The sequence below is a fragment of the Entomobacter blattae genome (assembly GCF_014672835.1).
Lineage (GTDB): Bacteria > Pseudomonadota > Alphaproteobacteria > Acetobacterales > Acetobacteraceae > Entomobacter > Entomobacter blattae.
The window spans coordinates 972,955-992,056 of sequence record NZ_CP060244.1 but is presented as its reverse complement, the minus strand read 5'-3'; the positions used below and the strand labels follow the sequence as shown (position 1 = coordinate 992,056).

The following is a 19,102-nucleotide window of genomic DNA, read 5'->3' as shown; positions in this document are numbered from 1 at the left end:
TCGCCTCAAGGCGTGGGTCTTAAAAAAATAAAAAACTCTTAAAAAATAAAAAATTTGAAGAGTCTTTGAAGAGTCCATGCCCTATTCTCCCACCAGGTTTCAGAGAGGTTTGCTCGGTACTGACTTTTTTAAGACGGTTTTTTGGATTTTTTAAGACAGTTTTTTAATAACGTGCTCAATAATTTCATTGTATAAAAATTTCATTGTGTAAAACGTGCTCAATAACAGGAATTTTTAGGAAATCTGCGAGAATTTTCTTCTCTTGAACTGATGTTCTTGCAATCCCAACATTGTAAAAAAATCGGAAAAGCCATAAGTTATCAATAACGTAATAAACTTTTCCCTTTTTGATCGCCTTTCATTATTTAAAGCCCTCATTATTAATTCAAACAGAAAATAAGGAATACCCCAATGAAACGCCTTTTTATTCCTGCCTTATTTCTTGCAAGCATTTATGGCTTGATCACTTCCATTGCCCAGGCCCAAACTCCTAACGATGCCGCCCTCCCACAGCAGACCACTCCGCCAACCACCCAGGCCCTGCCCCCTACCTCTGGACAGCAGCCTTTATCGGGCCAGGTTTCCCCCCGAGACGAGTTTAGCAGGCAACGCTACCAGCGTACTCAAAGAGAGACCCGTCAAGACTATCAACAAAATGATCGCCAAGAGAGGAATTACCGCCAAGATAGCCGTAAATCCCATCCTTTTGATAGAAAGCAGACCCATACAAAACAGCAGCAAAATCACCGCCCATGGTATGGTTCCGGCGGCAGCTGGCACTCCCATCAGCGTTAAAATACAAAGGATGACTTCATTAAAAACGTGGCCCTATTAAAAACAGCTATGCCCATAAACAAGCTAACCTTTTAGGCATGGTCATTTAGACATGACCATTCCGCCCCGTTCTGACCCATCTTTTCAAGAGATGATGGCCCAACGTCTTACAGCCTTGCAAGGCTCGGCTTTTCGCCGGAAATTTCGCCTCAGCTCTAAATTATGCACCTACGTACAGCAAAAGGGGATAAAGACAATTGAAGACCATGCCACAACTTTTATCAAGCAGCGCCTTCAACCGGCCTTTCCCCCTAAAGATGGCAAACAAACCCCCTATAAAGGGCACCCTGTTTTTGTAGCCCAGCATGCCACCGCCACATGCTGCCGTAGCTGTTTGCAAAAATGGCACCATATTCCCAAAGGCCAAACCCTGACAGACGCCGAAGTGACTTATATCGTTGCTTTTATCCTCATATGGATTCAGCATAATATTTCCTCCTCCCAACCTCCCCCCCTGAATGCCCCTTAAATTTTCCCTCTGCCTTACCTCTTAACCACCTTGTTAACCACTTTGGCTGAAAATCTCCCTCCACCTTTGACTTGAAAACTTCAAGGCTTAAAATCCCACCGCCCACCGCCCACCGCTCAGCACTTGGCTTTCAGAGCATTGGCTTTAAGAAAACCGTAGGCCCCTTAGAACCCTTTTGGGTCGGTAACCCTTTATGGTTGTTGTGATCGATAGAGCTCTAGGAATGGTTTTTGATTCCGGTATCATTTATCATTTTGGGCTTCCCTTTAGGGGGTGTTTCTGTTTTTATAAACTCCTCTCTTATCCAGGAATGACTATGACCGACACTCACCAACGCTTTGCCACACTCCTTGATAAACTTGGAGAAGTAGCAGTTAAAGCCGGCCTTAACCTTCGCCCAGGCCAGGAGCTGATCATCAGCGCTCCCATCGAAGCCCTCCCCCTCGTGCGCACCATTACCAAATATGCCTATCAGGTGGGAACAACCCAGGTAACGCCGATTTTTTCGGACAACATCCTTAAAAAAGCCCGATTCCTTTACGGTCATGAAGCTATTTTTGACTATGCTTCCCAGTGGTTTGCCGATGGTATTGCCGAGGCCTTTCAAAACGGTGCCGCCCGTATGGCCATTACGGGGGAAGACCCCTCGCTATTAAGCGATATTGCCCCCGAACGTATTGCCCGTGCCACCAAGGCTTCTAGCATAGCCAACCAAAAAGCCATGAAGCTTATCACCAGCTTTGCAACAAATTGGACCATTGTTGCCTTTGCCACTCCGGAATGGGCTGCCAAGGTTTTTCCAGATATTCCTATCGATCAGGCCGTAGAAAATCTGTGGGAGGCTATTTTTACCGCTTCGCGCATTCGGGGTACAGACCCTATTGCGGAGTGGAAAGACCATAACGCCCAGCTGAACAAAAAGGCCACTCAACTGAACACCCAGCGGTTTTCTGCCTTGCATTTTACCGGCCCCGGTACCGACATGACCATTGGCTTGGCTGATGACCATTTTTGGGCAGCAGGAGCCGAAGAAACCCAAAACGGTATTATTTGTAACCCCAACATTCCTACCGAAGAAGTATTTACCACCCCTCATAGACTGAGGGTTAACGGGCACGTGCAAAGCACCAAGCCACTCTCCTATCAGGGGAATTTAATCGATAACATACGGGTCACCTTTAAAGACGGCACCATTACCGAAGCCCATGCCACAAAGGGAGAAGATGCCCTCCACCGCATGATTGCCAACGATGAAGGGGCCAGACGGCTAGGAGAGGTAGCCCTAGTTCCCCACTCCTCTCCCATCGCCCAACAGAATATTCTTTTTCAAAATACTCTTTTTGATGAAAATGCAGCCAGCCACATCGCCTTGGGGCAGTCTTACAGCAAATGCATGATGAATGCAGAAGCTTTAAGCGATAAGGAATTGCTGGAAAAAGGAGCTAATCAAAGCATCATTCATGTCGATTGGATGATTGGGTCAGGAGAAATCGATGTTGATGGCTTAAGCCAAACCCAGGAAAGGCAGCCTTTAATGCGCAAGGGGGAATGGGTATAGCCCTTTTACGGCGGAAAGCTACCCATAAATGAGACATAACACAATGAAATTTTTTTACAGCGAAATTTTTTACAGCTGTTGGAACATTCCAGGCTCTTGCAGCATATTTCCCCCCTATCCCTCATGGCTCTTTGGTCGAAAAGCTTAATGGATGACCAATAAAAGCCCAGGAAATGGCTTGCTGCTCCCTCGGGATAACCTCTCTCGAAGGATAACCCCTCTCAGAGGGAACCCTCAAGGGGTAACCTCCTTCAAGGAGTAGCCTCCTCTCGGGGGGGCAGCCTCTCATTGGAGGCAAGCGCCTTTTTCTCCCTCAAAGATATTCCTGCTCAAAGAGCATGTCCTTCCCCCAGAGGATTTCCTAACTAGAGAATTTTCTCAAAAGAATAATAATGGAGTGCTTACCCTCTATGGCCCACCTACTACCCCGTTTTTATAAGACAGGAGTTTTTATTCTCGTAACCCTTCTGGTTGGAGGAGCAGCAGGCTTCCCCGTTCAGCTTTTCTCCTCTGCCTTTGCCTGGCCAAGTTCTGAGCAGAACCTCTCTCCCACTTCCTCCGGAGGAAGGATCTTTTTTGAAGGAAAAACCCCGCATCATTCTTTCCCTAAAGAACAAAAAACCACAGCGCAAAAGACAGCCTTAAAGAGACTATCACCATTTCCCCATACTACACTTTCCTCTTCAACATCCTTCACTTCTTTTACCCAACTGGCCCAGCACACACCTCCCACGGCAGATGTGCGCCACCGCTCCCATCCACAAAGCGCCCCCCAATCCCCTGCTCAGCACCGAACCCCATTACCCCCTCAAACCCGCAAGGCCATTAGCGAGGATATTACCAAGGCGATGGCCTATGAATTACCCACAGATTTTATCAACCGCGCCCGCACCGTATTTCTGGTAGGAAAAACTGCCGGAATCCACTTTCCCTCCCTTGAAGGACGAACAATTGCCGAGGAAAGCGAAACTATACGCCATACGCCCAACTTGCTTCACATCCTTGAAACCAGCCACTTTACACCAGAAAAATTCCTGATCGGCATGACCAGCTTTATTCTCACCTATGCTAGCCTACATTCTCCGCAATTGCCTATTAAAGTCCCTGCTCGCAATATAACCCTCCTCCAGCAGGATATCCAAGGAACAGAAGGATTAATAAAAGCAGCCCAAGCCATGCAAGCCACCCCGTAATACCCGCTTCTGCCTAGATTATAAAAACAGGTCATAAAAACAGACCGCCAAACGACAAAAAACCACCTGTTAAGGTGGTTTTTGCCTAACGCCTTTCAAGAAGACGTAAGAACCCCTTTAAAAGGATCTGCAAGATATTACGGCCTACTCTCGCTTACCGCTATGCCTGACACTGTATATTTCTTGGCAAAAGCTGCCGCAGCCCCTAAGAGGCCTGGTTGAGGGTAAGTCATGAGCTTAACGGGAATATCTGCCATCATCCGCTCAAAACGGCCTTTATCAACAAAGCGTTCAGCAAAACCAGACCGGGGAAGAAAGTCTGCCAGGCGCTGGCCTAATCCCCCTGCAATCACTACCCCTCTTGCGCCTTGGGCAAGGGCATAATTGCCTGCAGCTGTTCCCAAACACATACAAAAACGATCGAACGCCGCCGAAGCCAGATGGTCACTTTCCGAAAGGGCCATATCCCACAACACCTTATCTTCCTGGCGAGCCACGGCTAAGCCTGCATTGGCTGCAAGGGTTTCGTAAATATTGCCAAGGCCAGGCCCTGAAACAATCCGCTCTACGGAAACCCGGCGGAAACGCCTACGTAAATAGCGAAGGATATTATCTTCCAGCTCATCGACAGGGGAAAAATTAATGTGACCGCCTTCTGTTTCCCCAACAATATACCCCCCTGGATAAAGGGTAAGATAAGCCACACCCAACCCCGTACCTGGGCCCACAATGGTAATAACTCCCTGTTGAGGCAACGCTTTGTTAGGGCCACAAAGATGCTTGAGAGACTCTTCACCAACATGGGCTACAGCATGGGCTACAGCACCAAAATCATTAACCAGGGTCAGGTTCTTTACCCCTAACTTGGCGGGCAGATCTGCCGGGCGGATCACCCACGGATTGTTGGTCAGCTTTAAAACTTCCCCATGGATAGGACAGGCTATGGCGATAGCTGCCGAGTCCGGTAGAGTGCGACCAACCTGGCGCCCAAAATGCTCCCACGCCAACTGCAGGCTTGCATGCTCAGCTGTTTTAAGGGTAATCTCCTTTTCTACTTCAAGAACGCGCCCATTGGCCACGCGGGCAAAAGCAAAACGAGCATTGGTTCCCCCAATATCAGCAGTGATCAGCTCCATAACATCTTTTTCGGGTTTGACTGAATCGGATTTTGCTGTGCTTTTTTCTGACATAAACCATTCCCTCTGAAAAATAATAAAAATAAAACGGAAACCCTAAAATTTTCTAAAAATTCTTTACGCCCTCTTTATCTCTATCTTTTAGATATAAACCGAATAGGCCAAAACACGTTCCATAAAATTAAGCTTGGTCAAATAGAAGATCGGCAACTTGTTCAATAAGACGGGATTTCTGGACATGATAAGGAATTTCCGTGACCACCACCTGCCAGCTACCAAAAATGTAAGCCTAAAGAAAAATATAAAGCTAAAGTACAGTATAAGCCCAAATAAGGGTTGCAAATCAGGATCCCAATAAGGGGCATTGAAATCGTCCCATCCCCATAAGAGCCAGGCCATAGGTGCAAGGACCCCACCCTTATTTTGAGCCTACAATATTTACTCCTGCAAGACTATCGCGTTTTAGACCCCTTGGACAACAACCTGCTGGCCGTATTTTTCAGGATATTTTTCTCATTATAACGCATAAAAGCCTCTTTCAGCCCGGCAAGCCCCATAGTATTACGCTTTTGTGAAGACTGAACCAGCTCATTAAGGGCATTGGCCAGCCCTGCACTATCTCCAGGGGGAACAAGCAAGCCGGTAACCCCATTTTTAACCAACTGGCGACAGCCCTTTATATCGCTGGCCACCACGGGCAAACCTGTCAGCATCGCCTCGATAACCGACATGGGAAGCCCTTCAAAAAGGCTGGGAAGAACAAAAATATCCGCAGCGGCCAAAACAGCAGGCACATCGTTTCGGTATCCCAAAAGCCTTAACCGTTTGCCCAGGGTTTTTTCCGCATCGACAAAAACCTCGGTGAGGTCTTCACCATGGTCAGAAGGCAATTTTTCACCCACTATCCATAATAGGGCCTCTGGCACATGCTGCATGGCTGCAAACAACTCGGGGTATCCTTTATGGCGTACCAAACGAGAAACCATAACCACCACAACGTCATCATCCTTCACCTGGAGTTGCTTACGAATATCCCGGCGGGCAAAAATATCGGGATGGAAACAGTGCGGATCCCGGCCATTGCCGATGGCACGAGTATGGCGATGGATATAAAATCTCCTGGCTTGCTCTGCTTCTTCAGAAGAGACCGTGAAGTAAATATCGGTTATCTTACCGGTCAACCATTCCAACACAAAAGACAATGCCCTCCGAAAGCAAGGGCCTGGTTGGTTAAATAAAAAACCATGGCCTGTATAGGCTATGACGGGCACTCCAGTAAGCTTGGCAGCCCAGCGGGCCAAAATACCGCTAATAGGCATATGGGCATGGACAATATCAGGCTTTTCTTTCCGCATAAGCTGCACAAGGGCCATAAAAGCCTGTATATTCCGCCACGGGGAGTAAGAACGGCTTAAAGGAAGGGCTACAACCTTAAACCCTTCCTTACGAAGATCAGACAATAAGGGCCCATCCGCACTGGCCCCGATCACCTCGCAACCTTGCTGTCTAAGCTGCTTCATTAAGGGGAGGACAAACTGCTTTAACGAAAAATCAACATTCGCAATTTCAAGAATCTTCATAACCACCAAATCTTATAGGAGAGACCTTGTCATAGGGGTTAAGCTGCAGCTTTAGCTTCTGCTCCCCCTTAGGTTTAAATGGCATATCTTCACCCTTTTCTGTTTGAACCAGGATTATTCTTAATCCGCATACGGACAAGCCGCCAACGGATCCTTTTAATATATCTTCCAGCTTCGTGTTGTAACCATAGGGTTTGTTCCATGGACTCTACGGGGTCCGCCCCCCCATGGTCTGCCTCATGATCTGCTGCCTCATGGCCGATTTCCTCATGCCCCTGTGCAGTTGTCCCCTGTGCAGTTGTAAAATCTTTTTCTATCCTCCCTTCCTTAAACCCACCTTCCTTGGAGTCCCCTTCCTTGAGAAAGACCTTGCCATGGGGGTCAACCAGCAGCTTTGGCTTTGGCTTTGGCTTCCTCCCGGCTTTAAATGGTGTATCTTCACCTTTTCCTGTTAAGGAAACTAGCTGCCGCATGGGGGGCAAAGGTGGTGGCATACCCGCAGCACGGTTCAGGCCCGCAGACTTTCTCGCCTTCTCAGCTGAAAAGTCTGAATGCACCGAAACATCTTCTGGGATTTCCCCCCCACCCACCACCAAGGTAAAGGGGGAAGGCGCAGGCCGGGGAACAAGAATTTCATCAGCCAGGCTCTCCATAGCCTCTGCCCTATCTTTCGGGACAAGCACCCCGTCTGAAGGAAAGGTTGACGAAAGGGCCTTCTCTTCTCCTATGGAATCTTTCATCTGGAACGCAAAAGGGACCATCGACGGGGGTGATACCCCCCTGGAATAGACCCCCCTGCTTTCTTCCCCAACGGCTTTCTCCTGCTCTTCCTGGGGCCTCTCCTCCCGATCCATCAGGGGTGAGCTACCTAGGGGTGTGCCAGCTAAGGATGAGTCAGAATCTTGTTGATTTTGGGGAAATTCTTGCCGGGTTGGCTGGCAAGAAGAAGACCTCAAGAAAGCCTGTTTCGGAGAATTTTCTGCCTTCGGAGAGTTTTCTGCCTGAGAAATCTTCTCTGGCTGCACAATCTTCTCTGGTGAGATTTTTTTCCGCGCGTTTTCTTCCGAAGAAGATCTCCCTTGTAAGCCTTCCTCTCGTAACCCTTTCGGGGGAGAATCTCCCAAAGGAAAGTCCCCTTCTGAAAAACCATCCTTTGAGGAAGAGGGCTTTGAGGGGCTCTCCGCGTGAAAATGGCCCTCATGTCCCTCCCCAGATGGACTCTGAGATGACTGCTGAAATGGCTGATGAGAGGATCTCTGAGACGGCCTTTGGGGCAGAGGCTGTTCAGCGGAAACCTCGGCCGGAGGGAGCACTTCGTCTTCCCCCGCTCCAAAACGAACCTCAGAACGAATCCCAGAATGATCGGGTGTTAGAGTATGGGGAGTTTCTTCCCCTCCACGAGAAGCAAAATCCTGCTGGTTTTTATCCACTCCCCCCAGGCCTTTTCCCTCATCAGGCGGTGCGTCGGAGGGTGAGCGCGAAGAGTGAGGAGAGAAACGCTCCCCGGAATCAGAGAAGGGATTACTTGCATCGGCAAAGGGGCTGTCTGGATCGCTTTTTAAGCCCGCAGAAGATGCAGCTGCGCTTGAAAGCCATTGATCAAGCACCACCACCAATTGCATAGAGGGCTTTGGGTGGCCATCCCCCAGATAAACGCTCTCCATCACAAAAATACGCCCCCCCGATACCTTGAAGAGCCAGTGCTGTTCTAAAGACTGTGCTGAAGGCATACTGAGCAAAACTTCCTGCTGATGCAAGCTAGGGGTTACTTTGATATCGGGATGAAGATGAAACCGGGCCCCGGCATCAAAAGGCTCAGCCGCACTGAGAATATCTTCCCCCCGCAAATCCTCTCCCGAGGGGGAAAGATAAAGCCGCCTGATCCGATGCACAGGCGCCTCTACGGAAAATTTGCTGTGCAGGTTATACCAAACCGCTCCCCCTTCGGTAAAAAACTCATCAGAGACATCATGCTCATGGATCTGCACCCCATTCGGTAGGCTGGGCACATCCTTCCCCGGTTTATAGAGTTCAACCGAAGAGTGTGCCTCTGGCCTTTTCAGCACCTCTTGCCAGTGGGGGTAAGAAGAAAAACCACAATTCACGATAATCCTCTGAGCCCCAACAGAAAATTCAAAACTGCCAACCTCACTATGCGAAAGCTCTGCAAAAGCTGGGGCAGGCCGTGTGCCGGCATCAAGAAAAAGGAGAGATTTCCCCACAGAAAATCGAACAAAACCATTCAGTTTATGGGCGGTGGGCATAACCCGTAACCGCGAGGCCTGTAACAACAAGGCATTAATCTCTGCGGCGACTTGCTCTGTGGAACTGTTAAAGAGAACCAGCTTGCCATCTCCATGACGCATACCGCGCAAAATGGCACACATTTTTTCAATCCGCCCTGCCAGAATATCAGGAACCGGCAAATAGGCCACCTTTAACAGGGAGCGAATCTCCACCAAATCGCGCAATATTTCAAACTGCACCTGAGGGCTTAAACTATAATGGGTTCCGTTCTTATCGATCTGGGTAGCAATTTCAGATTCCAAAACGTCCATAAGCCGAAGAACAGGCCCTTCGCAATCGGGCATGGCAATGGTAGCAGCCAACACCCCTTTCATAAGGGCAAAATAATGCTGGTCCTTCGCTGCAGAAAATAAAAGAGCTTTCGCGGTTTTTCCTTCTGAAAGGATAAGCCGCATGAATTTTTTGCGGTAGTGATCATCCGCCGAAGCGGCAAAAAAATCATAATGGCTCAGGCTATAAAAAAGCCGTGCCCCGATGATTTCCGGGTGATAGGCGATCTTGGGAATATCTTTTTTCTGCATCCAGGCTGCGATTTGGGCGCGAACGGCAAGGCGGGCCGTATCCGTGCCCAAAGCCCGCATATCCCGCAGCCAAGAAAAACTATAGAACTGGGCGGCAAGGCAATTGTCCCGATGGTAGATATCCCAATGTTGGGGGCCAAAGGGGTAGGGTTTTTTGGTATAAGGCCATTCCCCCCTTACCAGGGAAGACCCTTTAAGAGGGCTGCCCGACCATAAATCACGTAGGACAAAAACAGGCCTATCCGGGGCCTGCTCCAGGCGCAACACTAACGGAAGCCTGGCAAGGGCAATGCGCAGTTTTTTATACGCGTTACCCTTTTTGTTCATTGATCTGCTACTCCCCTCTATGATTTTACGGGCTTTCCATGTCTGAATATTTCAGATGAATACATATTGGCACGCCAATATAAAACCCTATTACTTTTGCAAATTATACCAGTGAAAATTATACCGAAAAAAAATGGATAATATATTTAATTTTCTTCCATTCGCAATCTTTATCCCCATTTTTCCTTTAAGCCCCTCTTTTCCTTTTAAGGAAGAGTCCTTTTTAAAACTGAAGAAAGCCTTTAAGAGAACGATTTCAAACGCTTAATGGCCTCAGCATAATCTTTCTGCCCATAAACGGCCGTGCCGGCTACGATTACATCGGCACCCGCAGCAACTGCCAGAGGAGCGGTTTCATGGTTTATGCCACCATCGACCATCAGGCGAATATCACGACCAGTTTTTTCTATCATCTCACGAATTTTGCGGATTTTCTCCAGCTGAGAAGGAAGAAATTGCTGGCCACCAAAACCTGGGTTCACCGTCATCACCAAAATAATATCGACAATCCCCATCACTTCCGAAATCGCTTCAGGGGGGGTCGCTGGGCAAAGCACAATGCCTGGTTTTGCCCCCAAAGCTTGGATATGCTGAAGAGTGCGGTAAACATGCGGACCAGATTCAATATGGACCAATAAATGGTTAGCCCCTGCTTTAACAAAGGGTTCCAGAAATAAGTCAACAGGCTGGATCATCAGATGGACATCAAACGGTATTTTCACATGGGGGCGTAAAGCCTGGAGCATGAGCGGGCCAAAAGTAATATTTGGCACGAAGTGACCATCCATCACATCCAGATGCAACCAATCCGCTCCGGCCTTTTCCACAGCTGCGGCCTCTTCTCCTGCGCGGGAAAAATCGGCAGAAAGAAGGCTTGGTGCAACAAGGGGTGGGGTTAGTTTTGGCATAGCTTAGATCCTGTTCCTTTTTTATAACGTAGCGTAACATTTATAACGTCGCGCACAAATCACTGGCTGGTATATCAAACGCCTTTATCACAATCACACAAAAAACCTGCCTTAATGGCTAAGGCTATACAGGCTTATTAATATAGAACTTGCCTCTTCTATAAAAAGATACGGCTTCTTTTTCCATCGTTAGAATAAACTTCTTATTAAGATTTTCCCCTGCCATATCCTAGTCTGTTTCCTCATCTATCCTTATACATTCAGTGACTGCTTCTCGTTTTCTCTGCCTTGCCCTTGCCAAGGACACACCGTGTTTCTCTGGCTATAGGGGAAAAGTCGACCAACCTAAAAGGCTCAGAATAGGAAGCCCACTTTTTCCCTAGTTTCGGCTTGCTTTCGGCCCATTTTCGGGGAGAAGCCCTTCACCATTTCGTTTGACCCTTTATCTATCCTGATTTTGATGGTTTTTAAAAGACTTTCCGCAAACGTAGGATAAAAAAGCCATCCATCCCCCCTTTTTCTGCCCACATACCCGGATGGGTTGCCACATACCCCTCCTTCCCGAAGGCCTCAGGCGGTAGAAAGGGAAGTTCTTCAGGGGGAATAGGGTCGATCACAAAGCCCAGAGATTGTGCATAGTCCAAATGGGCCACCCCTTCTTCAGGCTGCAAGGAACAAACTGAATAAACCAGCCTTCCGCCTTTTTCCAAAAGGCCCGGCATAGATTTCAAAAGCCGCTCTTGCTGATCCGCCCAAAGGCGAATGTCCTGCGCCTTGCGATTTCTGAGCACATCTGGGTGTCGGCGAGCCGTGCCAGTCGCTGAACAAGGCGCATCCAGTAAAATTGCCTGAGCCTTTTGAGGGGGCGCCCATTGCAAGAGATCGGCTATAACCTCTTCTACTTTAAAGCCAAGCCGTGTCATATTTTCGGCAAGGCGCAGCATGCGTTTTGCATCCCGCTCAACGGCTGTAATCTGACCACCCGCATCAGCAAGCTGGGCCGTTTTACCACCTGGTGCGGCACAAAGGTCAAACACACGCTCGCCAGCTTGCACATTCAGCACTCGTGCTGGCAAGGTTGCAGCACTATCTTGCACCCAAAAATTTCCCTCCGCAAAGCCTGCCAATTCAACAGGCCTGGTCCCCGCAGGGAAGCGAATACTGCCATTGGGCAAAACCTGCCCCCCTGGAGGCTGGGGGGCTCCTTTTTTAAGGGTAATATCCAACGGAGCTTCATGGCTCAAAGCCTCGGCAATGAGGCGGGCCTTGCGCCCCCAGCTGCGCCATAACCAAGCGGGAACATCTAACCGGTCCTGGTCGAGTTCCTCAAGCTGGACGGCTCCACCCTCGACCACCCGGCGCAAAACCGCATTGACCAACCCCCCAAAAGGGGCAAGATGACGCCGCTTGGCCAGGTTAACACAGGTAGAAACCGCAGCATGGGAGGGGGTTTCCAAAAACAGGAGCTGGGCTGCCCCTATGAGCAAAATAATCTTAACTACCAAAGGAGGCTGGCGTTTAACATGAGGAAGGATAACCTCTTCCAACGTACCAAGATGGCGCAAAACACAGGCGGCAATACGATGGGCTGCAGCCTTGTCACGAGCCTCTACCTGATGATGGCCTACGCTTGAAAAACCACCTTCCAGGGTATGGCTTTTTTCAAGCACCCCTTCAAGAATATCAAAAGCGATCTCGCGTGTTGGATCTATCTGACCTGTTCCCTTAACGCTTTTTCCTTTTTTATGAGCCTTTTTTCCTCCTGACTGAAAAGTTTTTTCAGACTTAAGACCTGGCACTTCCTTTGGGAGCTGCTGGGAAAAAGCCCCCCCTGTCTTGCCTCCATTTTCGGGTTGTGTTTTGGCTATGGCCTTTTTTTGCAGGATTCTCTTTCCTCTTTTTTCGGCTCCCTTTTTTTCAGGGGGGGGGCCTTTTGCTGCCCTTCCAAGAGGCTTATTGGCCCTTTTACTTGCTCTCTCTTCTCCCATATCTTTATCCCTATACCCTTTCCCCTTTCGGGCCACACACCCAAGCCATGATCCCCTACTCTTCACCCCTATTGCCCTCTATTCCTCCCCTCTTTCAAGAGAGAAACGCTTAGCTGAAGATATAAGCTTAGGAGAAGAACAACCCAAACGTGCCACAAATAACGGGATTTGCCCATAAAATACAGAATTATTTACACCTCTTCTCTGCTTTGTCTGCTTGCTACCCATCAACAGCCTCAACAGGGCCTAAACCCAGCCGATGTTTTTACCTATGGCCCTAGGCAATATCCATTGCCCTGTATCCACTGCCCTGTACAAGCGAGATCCTCTGCCCTATACAAGATAGTCTATTTTAGCAACCTCTTCCATATGAGAGCCAGGACCAGTAGGCGCTCTCTTGCCTTGACTTTGAACCCCTTTATTTTGAACTTCTTGAGTTTTCAGGTCTGCAGTTCTGCCAGGTCTGCTCCGCGGCCCTTCCAGAACGGGTTCATAGTCCAAACCAGAACGGATTATGAGAATAGGTTTTTCTGGCTCGGCCTCTGCAACACGGGCATGTAAGTTTTTAACTTCCAGCATGTGATTTTTGCTCATACTCTCATTCCTATCCCACGCTGCCTTCCAAGCTGATTTCCAAAAGTTTTTGGGCCTCTACAGCAAATTCCATCGGCAACTCTTTAAGAACTTCACGGCAGAACCCATTCACAATAAGACCAATGGCATCTTCCTCAGAAAGCCCACGCTGGCGGCAATAAAACATTTGCTCGTCAGAGATTTTAGACGTGGTAGCCTCATGCTCTATCGTCGATGTCATATTTCTATTTTTTATATAAGGTACTGTATGCGCTCCACACTCACTTCCAATTAGCAAGCTATCACACTGTGTAAAATTACGACTATTGGCTGCCTTGGGCATCAATAGTGAAGAGACAGTGGGAAAAGACAGTATGAAAAACGGTTGGAGCACTTCATAAGCCCCTTCTGAGCATGAAGCAGACCATAGCGCCCTTCACCCCAGTGACCTATATACCCAAAACCGGCAGTAAGAGCCAAGATCCAGCCATAAATACATGAATCTGGCCATAAATATGCGGTTAAAGTGTTGGCTAGTCTATCTCACCTGTCTCCAGCCCCCATGTTCCAACTTATGTCTCTCCAACTTATGTCACTCCAGCCTATGGATCTCCAGTCCATGTGTCTCAAGCCCATGGCACGACTGACATGTCGACGGCTTTTTGAGAGAGTCCTTTGAGAAAGTCCATAGTTGATTGTTTCCCCTACGTGGCAAGGAGCACATACATGACAGGAAGCACAATTGAAAGGGCTATCAAAAGCTGTTTATTAAAAAACCGTTTTAAAAAAAACTCAGCTTTTAAACACTCACCTGACAAGAACAAAGAGGAAGAACTGAGCCAGCTCATTGAACCAACGAATAAAGCAGAGACCACAACTTTTGCCCAGATGGAGCGTGAGCCTCTACCCTTAAGAGGGGTGTCATGAAACATGGTGGCAAGATCCACGCCCATTATGAAGCAATTGATGCTAAAGGAAGGGTGGTTTGCTAAAGTAGATAACCCGGACTGGGGATGGATCGTGGGGTAAGGCCAGAGTGAGGACCAAATAAGAGCAACCCAAACTGGGTGGGCCGTTGGGTAAACCAGAGTGGGGGCCAAATGAGGGCAACCCGGACTGAGATGGGCCGTGGGGTTGGGCAGAATGAGATGAACCAGAGTAGGACGGACCAAATGAGGATGAGCCAGAGCTGGTGACCACACCTGCAAGGAGGCCCATTAAATAGCACACTTTAAATAGTACACTTTTAGCACCCCCCTTTACCAAGAGGGGGTGAATATGGTTGTATAGGGTGTTATGACGCGTTCTGATCATGGGTCCTCCCCCCCTCCTTCCTTCTCTCATCCTGCGGGAGATACTTCCCCTTCCTCCCAAGCTGAAGGCCAAACGATTGTGCAGGCTCTTCAACAGGTGCGGCACACCATGGCCCAGGCTGCCCAGGCGTGCCATAGGAACCCACAAGAAATCGATCTTCTTGCTGTTTCCAAATTTCACCCTGCTTCAGCCATTGAAGCCGCCATTTTGGCAGGACAGTCCCTTTTTGGGGAAAACAGGGTGCAGGAAGCTGCTGAAAAATTCCCTCCCCTGCAAGAGCGTTTCCCCCATATTGAGCTGCATCTTATTGGCTCTCTTCAAACCAACAAGGTTATGGAGGCGGTAAAAATTGCCCACACCATCCAAAGCCTTGACCGCACAAAACTGGCCGACCATATTGCCCGCGCAGCCGAAACCCATAAAAGGCTGCCTCATCTTCTGGTGCAGGTTAATACCGGGCGCGAGCCACAAAAATCGGGTATTTTACCAGAACAGGCCGATGTTTTTATCCCTCTTATGCAAAAACGCTTTGGCCAGGCCCTGCAAGGGGTTATGGCCATACCCCCCGAAAACCAAGACCCTATTCCCCATTTCAGGCTATTGCGCTATATTGCCCATAACCACGCCTTACCCATTCTTTCCATGGGCATGTCCCACGATTACCAATTGGCCATTGCTGAAGGGGCGACCATGATCCGAGTGGGAACAGCCATTTTTGGGGTGCGCCAACCATTATAAAGCTCCCCTTATCTTTTATAGCCCCTGCCAATAAAAATATTGCCTTTTGCTGTTAACCCCGTTACCAGAAATGTCATTAATCCCAAACAAGATAAATGCGGAAACGCAACGGAGTTTGTTTTCCATGACCTCTTCTGAGCCAATAGGAAAGACCCCCCAACCTCACTCTTCTTCCCAGTCCTCTTCCCCATCAGATTCCCCGTCAGCTGCTCAGTCATCTCCGCCTCCTTCTGCACAAGCTTCTGCGCCCTCCTCCTCTGAAAAGAACGAGGCCGCACCAGCCAAAGACAGCAAAATTACTGAATTTGGGGCGGATGAAAAAGAACATAAACAAGCTCCTGTCGGCTTGGCGGCCATGCTGGCAGTGTTGGGGGTTGTTTTTGGAGATATTGGGACAAGCCCGCTTTATGCCCTTAAGTCTACTCTTCTGTTGGCCTCTCCCAACACACCCGCCAACCTTTCCGATCTTTTAGGGATTGAAAGCCTGATCTTCTGGTCTCTCATCCTGATTGTCACCATCAAATATGTTGTGCTCATCATGCGGGCCGACCATAACGGAGAAGGGGGAATCCTAGCCTTAACCTCCCTCGCCCAACGCGTGGCCACCAGTACTCGCACCAAGATTTTATTGGGCTTTATTGGCGTCATCGGGACTTGCCTTTTCTTTGGGGATGGCATGATTACACCTGCCATTTCTGTTCTCTCCGCCATTGAAGGGCTGGAGGTGAGTATTCCCTCGGCCTCCCATTTGGTTATCCCTATTGCCCTTATCGTACTGGTTGGCCTGTTTAGTGTTCAATATTATGGAACAGGGGTGGTTGGGAAGGTTTTTGGGCCGGTTATGCTCATTTGGTTCGGAACCCTGGGCATTTTGGGAATTCTGGAAATTACCAAGCATCCTTATATTTTGCTGGCCATTTTGCCCCACCACGCCATTTTATTCTTATACCATCATGGCTGGGTGGGATTCAGAGTCCTGGGATCTGTTGTGCTAGCCGTCACAGGGGCTGAAGCCCTTTATGCCGATATGGGCCATTTTGGCCGCACCCCTATACGCTATGCCTGGCTTTTTTATGTCTTGCCAGCCCTGGTTTTAAATTATTTTGGCCAGGGGGCCTTACTGCTCTCACACCCTTCTGCCATTTCCAACCCGTTTTTTCTACTATGCCCAGACGCTTTGCGGATTCCCCTTTTTGTTCTCTCTACCTTGGCAACCGTTATTGCCAGCCAAGCCGGAATTTCTGGTGGATTCTCTCTGGTACGACAGGTGGTTCAACTGGGGTATTTCCCCCGCATGCGCATTCACCACACCAACGCTAACGAAGAAGGGCAAATTTATGTGCCCGAATTCAACCGCTTTTTAATGATAGGTGCCTTATTGCTGGTGATAACTTTCCAATCTTCCAATGCTCTGGCCTCGGCCTATGGCATTGCTGTTACAGGCACGTTTGTCTGCACCTGCTGCCTTGCTATTGTTGTTTTCCGGCGGATTTATAAATGGCCGGCTTGGATTGTGGGCCTTGTTTTTGGCTTTTTCTTCATTATTGACTTTACTTTCTTTGCCGCCAATGCCCTTAAAATTCCACAAGGGGGATGGGTGCCACTGGTCTTGGGTGTTACCCTAACCCTCATGATGTCAACCTGGAAAAAGGGGCGCAGCCTTATCCGTGCCCGACAAAAACAAGATAGTTTTCCGGTGGGCTCCTTTTTAGCCCGCCTGCCCCAATCTCGAACCATTCACGTTCCTGGTACCGCCGTTTACATGACAGCTACCCCAGAATATGTGCCCAGCAGCTTGTTGCATAACCTTAAACACAACAAAGTTCTTCACGAGCAGATATTTTTGGTAACGGTTGAAAACCTTGATCAGCCCGAGGTCACCCGCGGGCACCGCATTGCCTTGCAAGAGCTTGCCCCCAATATCTTCCGGGTTATGGTGCGTTATGGATTTATGGAAATACCCAACCTCCCCCGCGCTTTGGAAAACCTGAAGAATAATGGGGTTGATTTTGACGGCCTGCAAGCCTCTTACTTCCTCAGCCATGAGATGGTGGTAAGGTCTTCAGTTCCTAAAATTGCACTCTGGCGAATGTGGCTATTCTTGTTTATGTCGCGTAATGCCACACCGGCACGGGTGTTTTTTCGTATTCCAGCCGATAGAGTGGTAGAGTTCGGGGTTAAAATTGCCATTTAACCTCCACCTTTCACCCTTAGGAAAGACTTGGCCAAAGAGGCAATCCCTAAAAAGGGGCCTCTTACATTTCAGACCCAACCCTACAAACACTGTCACCGGCACGCTCCTGAATGGGGAAAAGAGCGGGCTTGAAAATCTCTGGGCAGACCGCCTATTTTTCCAAACCCGCCATCATCATAGGGATGGACACATCGCATGTTGCCCCCTGTAATGTTTCCTTCTGCAATGTTCCCTTCTGCGCCATCTCCAACCTTTGGGCTTTATATCCATTGGCCCTTCTGCCTCTCCAAGTGCCCCTATTGTGATTTTAACAGCCATGTCTGGGCCGATATTCCCTATGATCGTATGGCCAATGCCCTGAAAGCGGAACTCCAATCCTACACCCCCCTTATGGCTGGACGTAAGTTACGATCGCTCTTTTTTGGGGGAGGTACCCCCTCATTAATGCCACCGCACACCGTTGAATCCCTTATAGAGGCGGCCTACGCTTCTTTCTCCACCACTGACATGGTGGAGATCACATTGGAGGCCAACCCCACCAGTGCCGAAACCGAAAAGCTGCGGGCTTTTAAGGCTGCTGGCATTAACCGCCTTTCCATCGGCGTGCAAAGCCTTATTCCCGAAGAGCTTACCCGGCTGGGCCGCACCCACAACGTTCAGCAGGCCCGCGCGGCCCTGGAGACAGCAAACCGTTTCTTTGCGCGCTATTCGTTTGATTTAATCTATGCCCGTCCTCACCAAAGCCTGCAAGACTGGCAAGAAGAACTCTCCATGGCCCTCACCCTGGCAGGAGATCATCTCTCCCTTTACCAGCTGACCATTGAACCCAATACGGCTTATGCCTCCCTCCACCGCCAAGGAAAACTGACCCTACCTGATGATGAGCAGGCCGCTGCCTTTTATCGGTTAACCGATAAATTGTTGGCTGCGCAGGGATTCTTCCCTTATGAAATTTCCAACTATGCTCGCCCTAAAGGAGAAAGCCTGCATAATCTGGGCTACTGGCATTATCATGATTATATCGGCATTGGCCCAGGCGCACATGGCAGGCTCACCTTACCCGATGGCCATATCTATGCAACCCGCAGCCACCGCTCTCCCCAGCACTGGCTTGAAAATATGGAACAACGGGGAAAGGCCACCCGCCAGAACACGCCCCTTACAGCCCATGAAAAGGCCGAAGAAATGCTGCTTATGGGATTACGCTTGCAAAAAGGGATTAATGGGGAAGAGTTTTTAGCCCGAACAGGCCTTGCCCTTACCGATCTTCTCAATCCTTCTGCCTTACAGGCTTGCCTGGAAGAAGGCTACCTCACCATGGCGCACAACCAGCTGGCCCCCACTCTGGAAGGCCGCCTACGGCTCGAAGCGATCCTTGCGGCTTTACTGGGTTAACGTGTGTTCCCCGCACACGCGGGGATAAAAATGATGAAACGGGTGAAAAGACGGATGACCTTATTCC

14 protein-coding genes and 1 pseudogene are annotated in these 19,102 nt (G+C 49.1%); 8 read left to right on the top strand and 7 right to left on the bottom strand.

All coding sequences use genetic code 11. The features are described 5' to 3' along the window. The first annotated feature begins 411 nt into the window (after positions 1–411). The 4 genes from JGUZn3_RS04455 to JGUZn3_RS04440 all read left to right on the top strand — a co-directional run bounded on the left by JGUZn3_RS04455 (position 412) and on the right by JGUZn3_RS04440 (position 4,054). Complete coding sequence (locus JGUZn3_RS04455; RefSeq protein ID WP_203414486.1) at positions 412–795, top strand: hypothetical protein; 384 nt, start codon at positions 412–414, stop codon at positions 793–795. 91 nt (positions 796–886) lie between these two features. Next, positions 887–1,303 carry a DUF4186 domain-containing protein gene (locus JGUZn3_RS04450; RefSeq protein ID WP_238996899.1) on the top strand — a complete coding sequence of 139 codons (417 nt, stop codon included), beginning with the start codon at positions 887–889 and terminating at the stop codon, positions 1,301–1,303. Between the two features lie 310 nt (positions 1,304–1,613). Continuing rightward, positions 1,614–2,861: an aminopeptidase gene (locus JGUZn3_RS04445; RefSeq protein ID WP_203414801.1), complete on the top strand. Its 1,248-nt coding sequence runs from the start codon at positions 1,614–1,616 to the stop codon at positions 2,859–2,861. 410 nt (positions 2,862–3,271) lie between these two features. Then, positions 3,272–4,054: a hypothetical protein gene (locus JGUZn3_RS04440; protein WP_203414485.1), complete on the top strand. Its 783-nt coding sequence runs from the start codon at positions 3,272–3,274 to the stop codon at positions 4,052–4,054. A 137-nt stretch (positions 4,055–4,191) separates the two neighbouring features. Here the strand turns inward: JGUZn3_RS04440 and glk are convergent, their stop codons facing one another. The 7 genes and pseudogenes from glk to JGUZn3_RS04405 all read right to left on the bottom strand — a co-directional run. Next, positions 4,192–5,244, bottom strand: coding sequence for a glucokinase (gene glk, locus JGUZn3_RS04435; RefSeq protein ID WP_238996898.1), 1,053 nt, complete (start codon positions 5,242–5,244; stop codon positions 4,192–4,194). Positions 5,245–5,642: 398 nt separating this feature from the next. Then, positions 5,643–6,770 carry a glycosyltransferase family 4 protein gene (locus JGUZn3_RS04430; RefSeq protein ID WP_203414484.1) on the bottom strand — a complete coding sequence of 376 codons (1,128 nt, stop codon included), beginning with the start codon at positions 6,768–6,770 and terminating at the stop codon, positions 5,643–5,645. Between the two features lie 89 nt (positions 6,771–6,859). After that, complete coding sequence (locus JGUZn3_RS04425) at positions 6,860–9,925, bottom strand: heparinase II/III family protein (protein ID WP_203414483.1); 3,066 nt, start codon at positions 9,923–9,925, stop codon at positions 6,860–6,862. Between the two features lie 242 nt (positions 9,926–10,167). Beyond that, positions 10,168–10,833: a ribulose-phosphate 3-epimerase gene (gene rpe, locus JGUZn3_RS04420; RefSeq protein ID WP_203414482.1), complete on the bottom strand. Its 666-nt coding sequence runs from the start codon at positions 10,831–10,833 to the stop codon at positions 10,168–10,170. Between the two features lie 467 nt (positions 10,834–11,300). Further along, complete coding sequence (locus tag JGUZn3_RS04415) at positions 11,301–12,821, bottom strand: RsmB/NOP family class I SAM-dependent RNA methyltransferase (protein ID WP_203414481.1); 1,521 nt, start codon at positions 12,819–12,821, stop codon at positions 11,301–11,303. A 333-nt stretch (positions 12,822–13,154) separates the two neighbouring features. After that, a complete protein-coding gene (locus tag JGUZn3_RS04410) occupies positions 13,155–13,415 on the bottom strand; it encodes a hypothetical protein (RefSeq protein WP_203414480.1) in 261 nt (86 codons plus the stop codon). Between the two features lie 10 nt (positions 13,416–13,425). Beyond that, positions 13,426–13,740 (bottom strand): annotated as a pseudogene (locus JGUZn3_RS04405) (SufD family Fe-S cluster assembly protein); the annotation flags it as partial. A gap of 380 nt (positions 13,741–14,120) precedes the next feature. On the opposite strand from JGUZn3_RS04405, the gene JGUZn3_RS04400 reads away from it, so the two are divergent. The 4 genes from JGUZn3_RS04400 (at position 14,121) to hemW (ending at position 19,035) form a co-directional block, all read left to right on the top strand. After that, complete coding sequence (locus tag JGUZn3_RS04400) at positions 14,121–14,321, top strand: hypothetical protein (protein WP_203414479.1); 201 nt, start codon at positions 14,121–14,123, stop codon at positions 14,319–14,321. Between the two features lie 369 nt (positions 14,322–14,690). After that, a complete protein-coding gene (locus JGUZn3_RS04395; protein ID WP_203414478.1) occupies positions 14,691–15,446 on the top strand; it encodes a YggS family pyridoxal phosphate-dependent enzyme in 756 nt (251 codons plus the stop codon). A gap of 124 nt (positions 15,447–15,570) precedes the next feature. Further along, positions 15,571–17,640: a potassium transporter Kup gene (locus JGUZn3_RS04390; protein WP_203414477.1), complete on the top strand. Its 2,070-nt coding sequence runs from the start codon at positions 15,571–15,573 to the stop codon at positions 17,638–17,640. A gap of 225 nt (positions 17,641–17,865) precedes the next feature. Further along, on the top strand, positions 17,866–19,035 hold the full coding sequence (hemW, locus tag JGUZn3_RS04385) for a radical SAM family heme chaperone HemW (protein ID WP_203414799.1): 1,170 nt from the start codon (positions 17,866–17,868) through the stop codon (positions 19,033–19,035). Positions 19,036–19,102: the final 67 nt, after the last annotated feature.

Excerpts from the sequence above, each read along its gene's own strand:
- JGUZn3_RS04455 (WP_203414486.1), top strand. The coding sequence starts at position 412 with ATGAAACGCCTTTTTATTCCTGCCTTATTTCTTGCAAGCATTTATGGC.
- JGUZn3_RS04450 (WP_238996899.1), top strand. The coding sequence starts at position 887 with ATGACCATTCCGCCCCGTTCTGACCCATCTTTTCAAGAGATGATGGCC.
- JGUZn3_RS04445 (WP_203414801.1), top strand. The coding sequence starts at position 1,614 with ATGACTATGACCGACACTCACCAACGCTTTGCCACACTCCTTGATAAA.
- JGUZn3_RS04440 (WP_203414485.1), top strand. The coding sequence starts at position 3,272 with ATGGCCCACCTACTACCCCGTTTTTATAAGACAGGAGTTTTTATTCTC.
- glk (WP_238996898.1), bottom strand. The coding sequence starts at position 5,244 with ATGTCAGAAAAAAGCACAGCAAAATCCGATTCAGTCAAACCCGAAAAA.
- JGUZn3_RS04430 (WP_203414484.1), bottom strand. The coding sequence starts at position 6,770 with ATGAAGATTCTTGAAATTGCGAATGTTGATTTTTCGTTAAAGCAGTTT.
- JGUZn3_RS04425 (WP_203414483.1), bottom strand. The coding sequence starts at position 9,925 with ATGAACAAAAAGGGTAACGCGTATAAAAAACTGCGCATTGCCCTTGCC.
- rpe (WP_203414482.1), bottom strand. The coding sequence starts at position 10,833 with ATGCCAAAACTAACCCCACCCCTTGTTGCACCAAGCCTTCTTTCTGCC.
- JGUZn3_RS04415 (WP_203414481.1), bottom strand. The coding sequence starts at position 12,821 with ATGGGAGAAGAGAGAGCAAGTAAAAGGGCCAATAAGCCTCTTGGAAGG.
- JGUZn3_RS04410 (WP_203414480.1), bottom strand. The coding sequence starts at position 13,415 with ATGAGCAAAAATCACATGCTGGAAGTTAAAAACTTACATGCCCGTGTT.
- JGUZn3_RS04400 (WP_203414479.1), top strand. The coding sequence starts at position 14,121 with ATGACAGGAAGCACAATTGAAAGGGCTATCAAAAGCTGTTTATTAAAA.
- JGUZn3_RS04395 (WP_203414478.1), top strand. The coding sequence starts at position 14,691 with ATGACGCGTTCTGATCATGGGTCCTCCCCCCCTCCTTCCTTCTCTCAT.
- JGUZn3_RS04390 (WP_203414477.1), top strand. The coding sequence starts at position 15,571 with ATGACCTCTTCTGAGCCAATAGGAAAGACCCCCCAACCTCACTCTTCT.
- hemW (WP_203414799.1), top strand. The coding sequence starts at position 17,866 with ATGTTCCCTTCTGCGCCATCTCCAACCTTTGGGCTTTATATCCATTGG.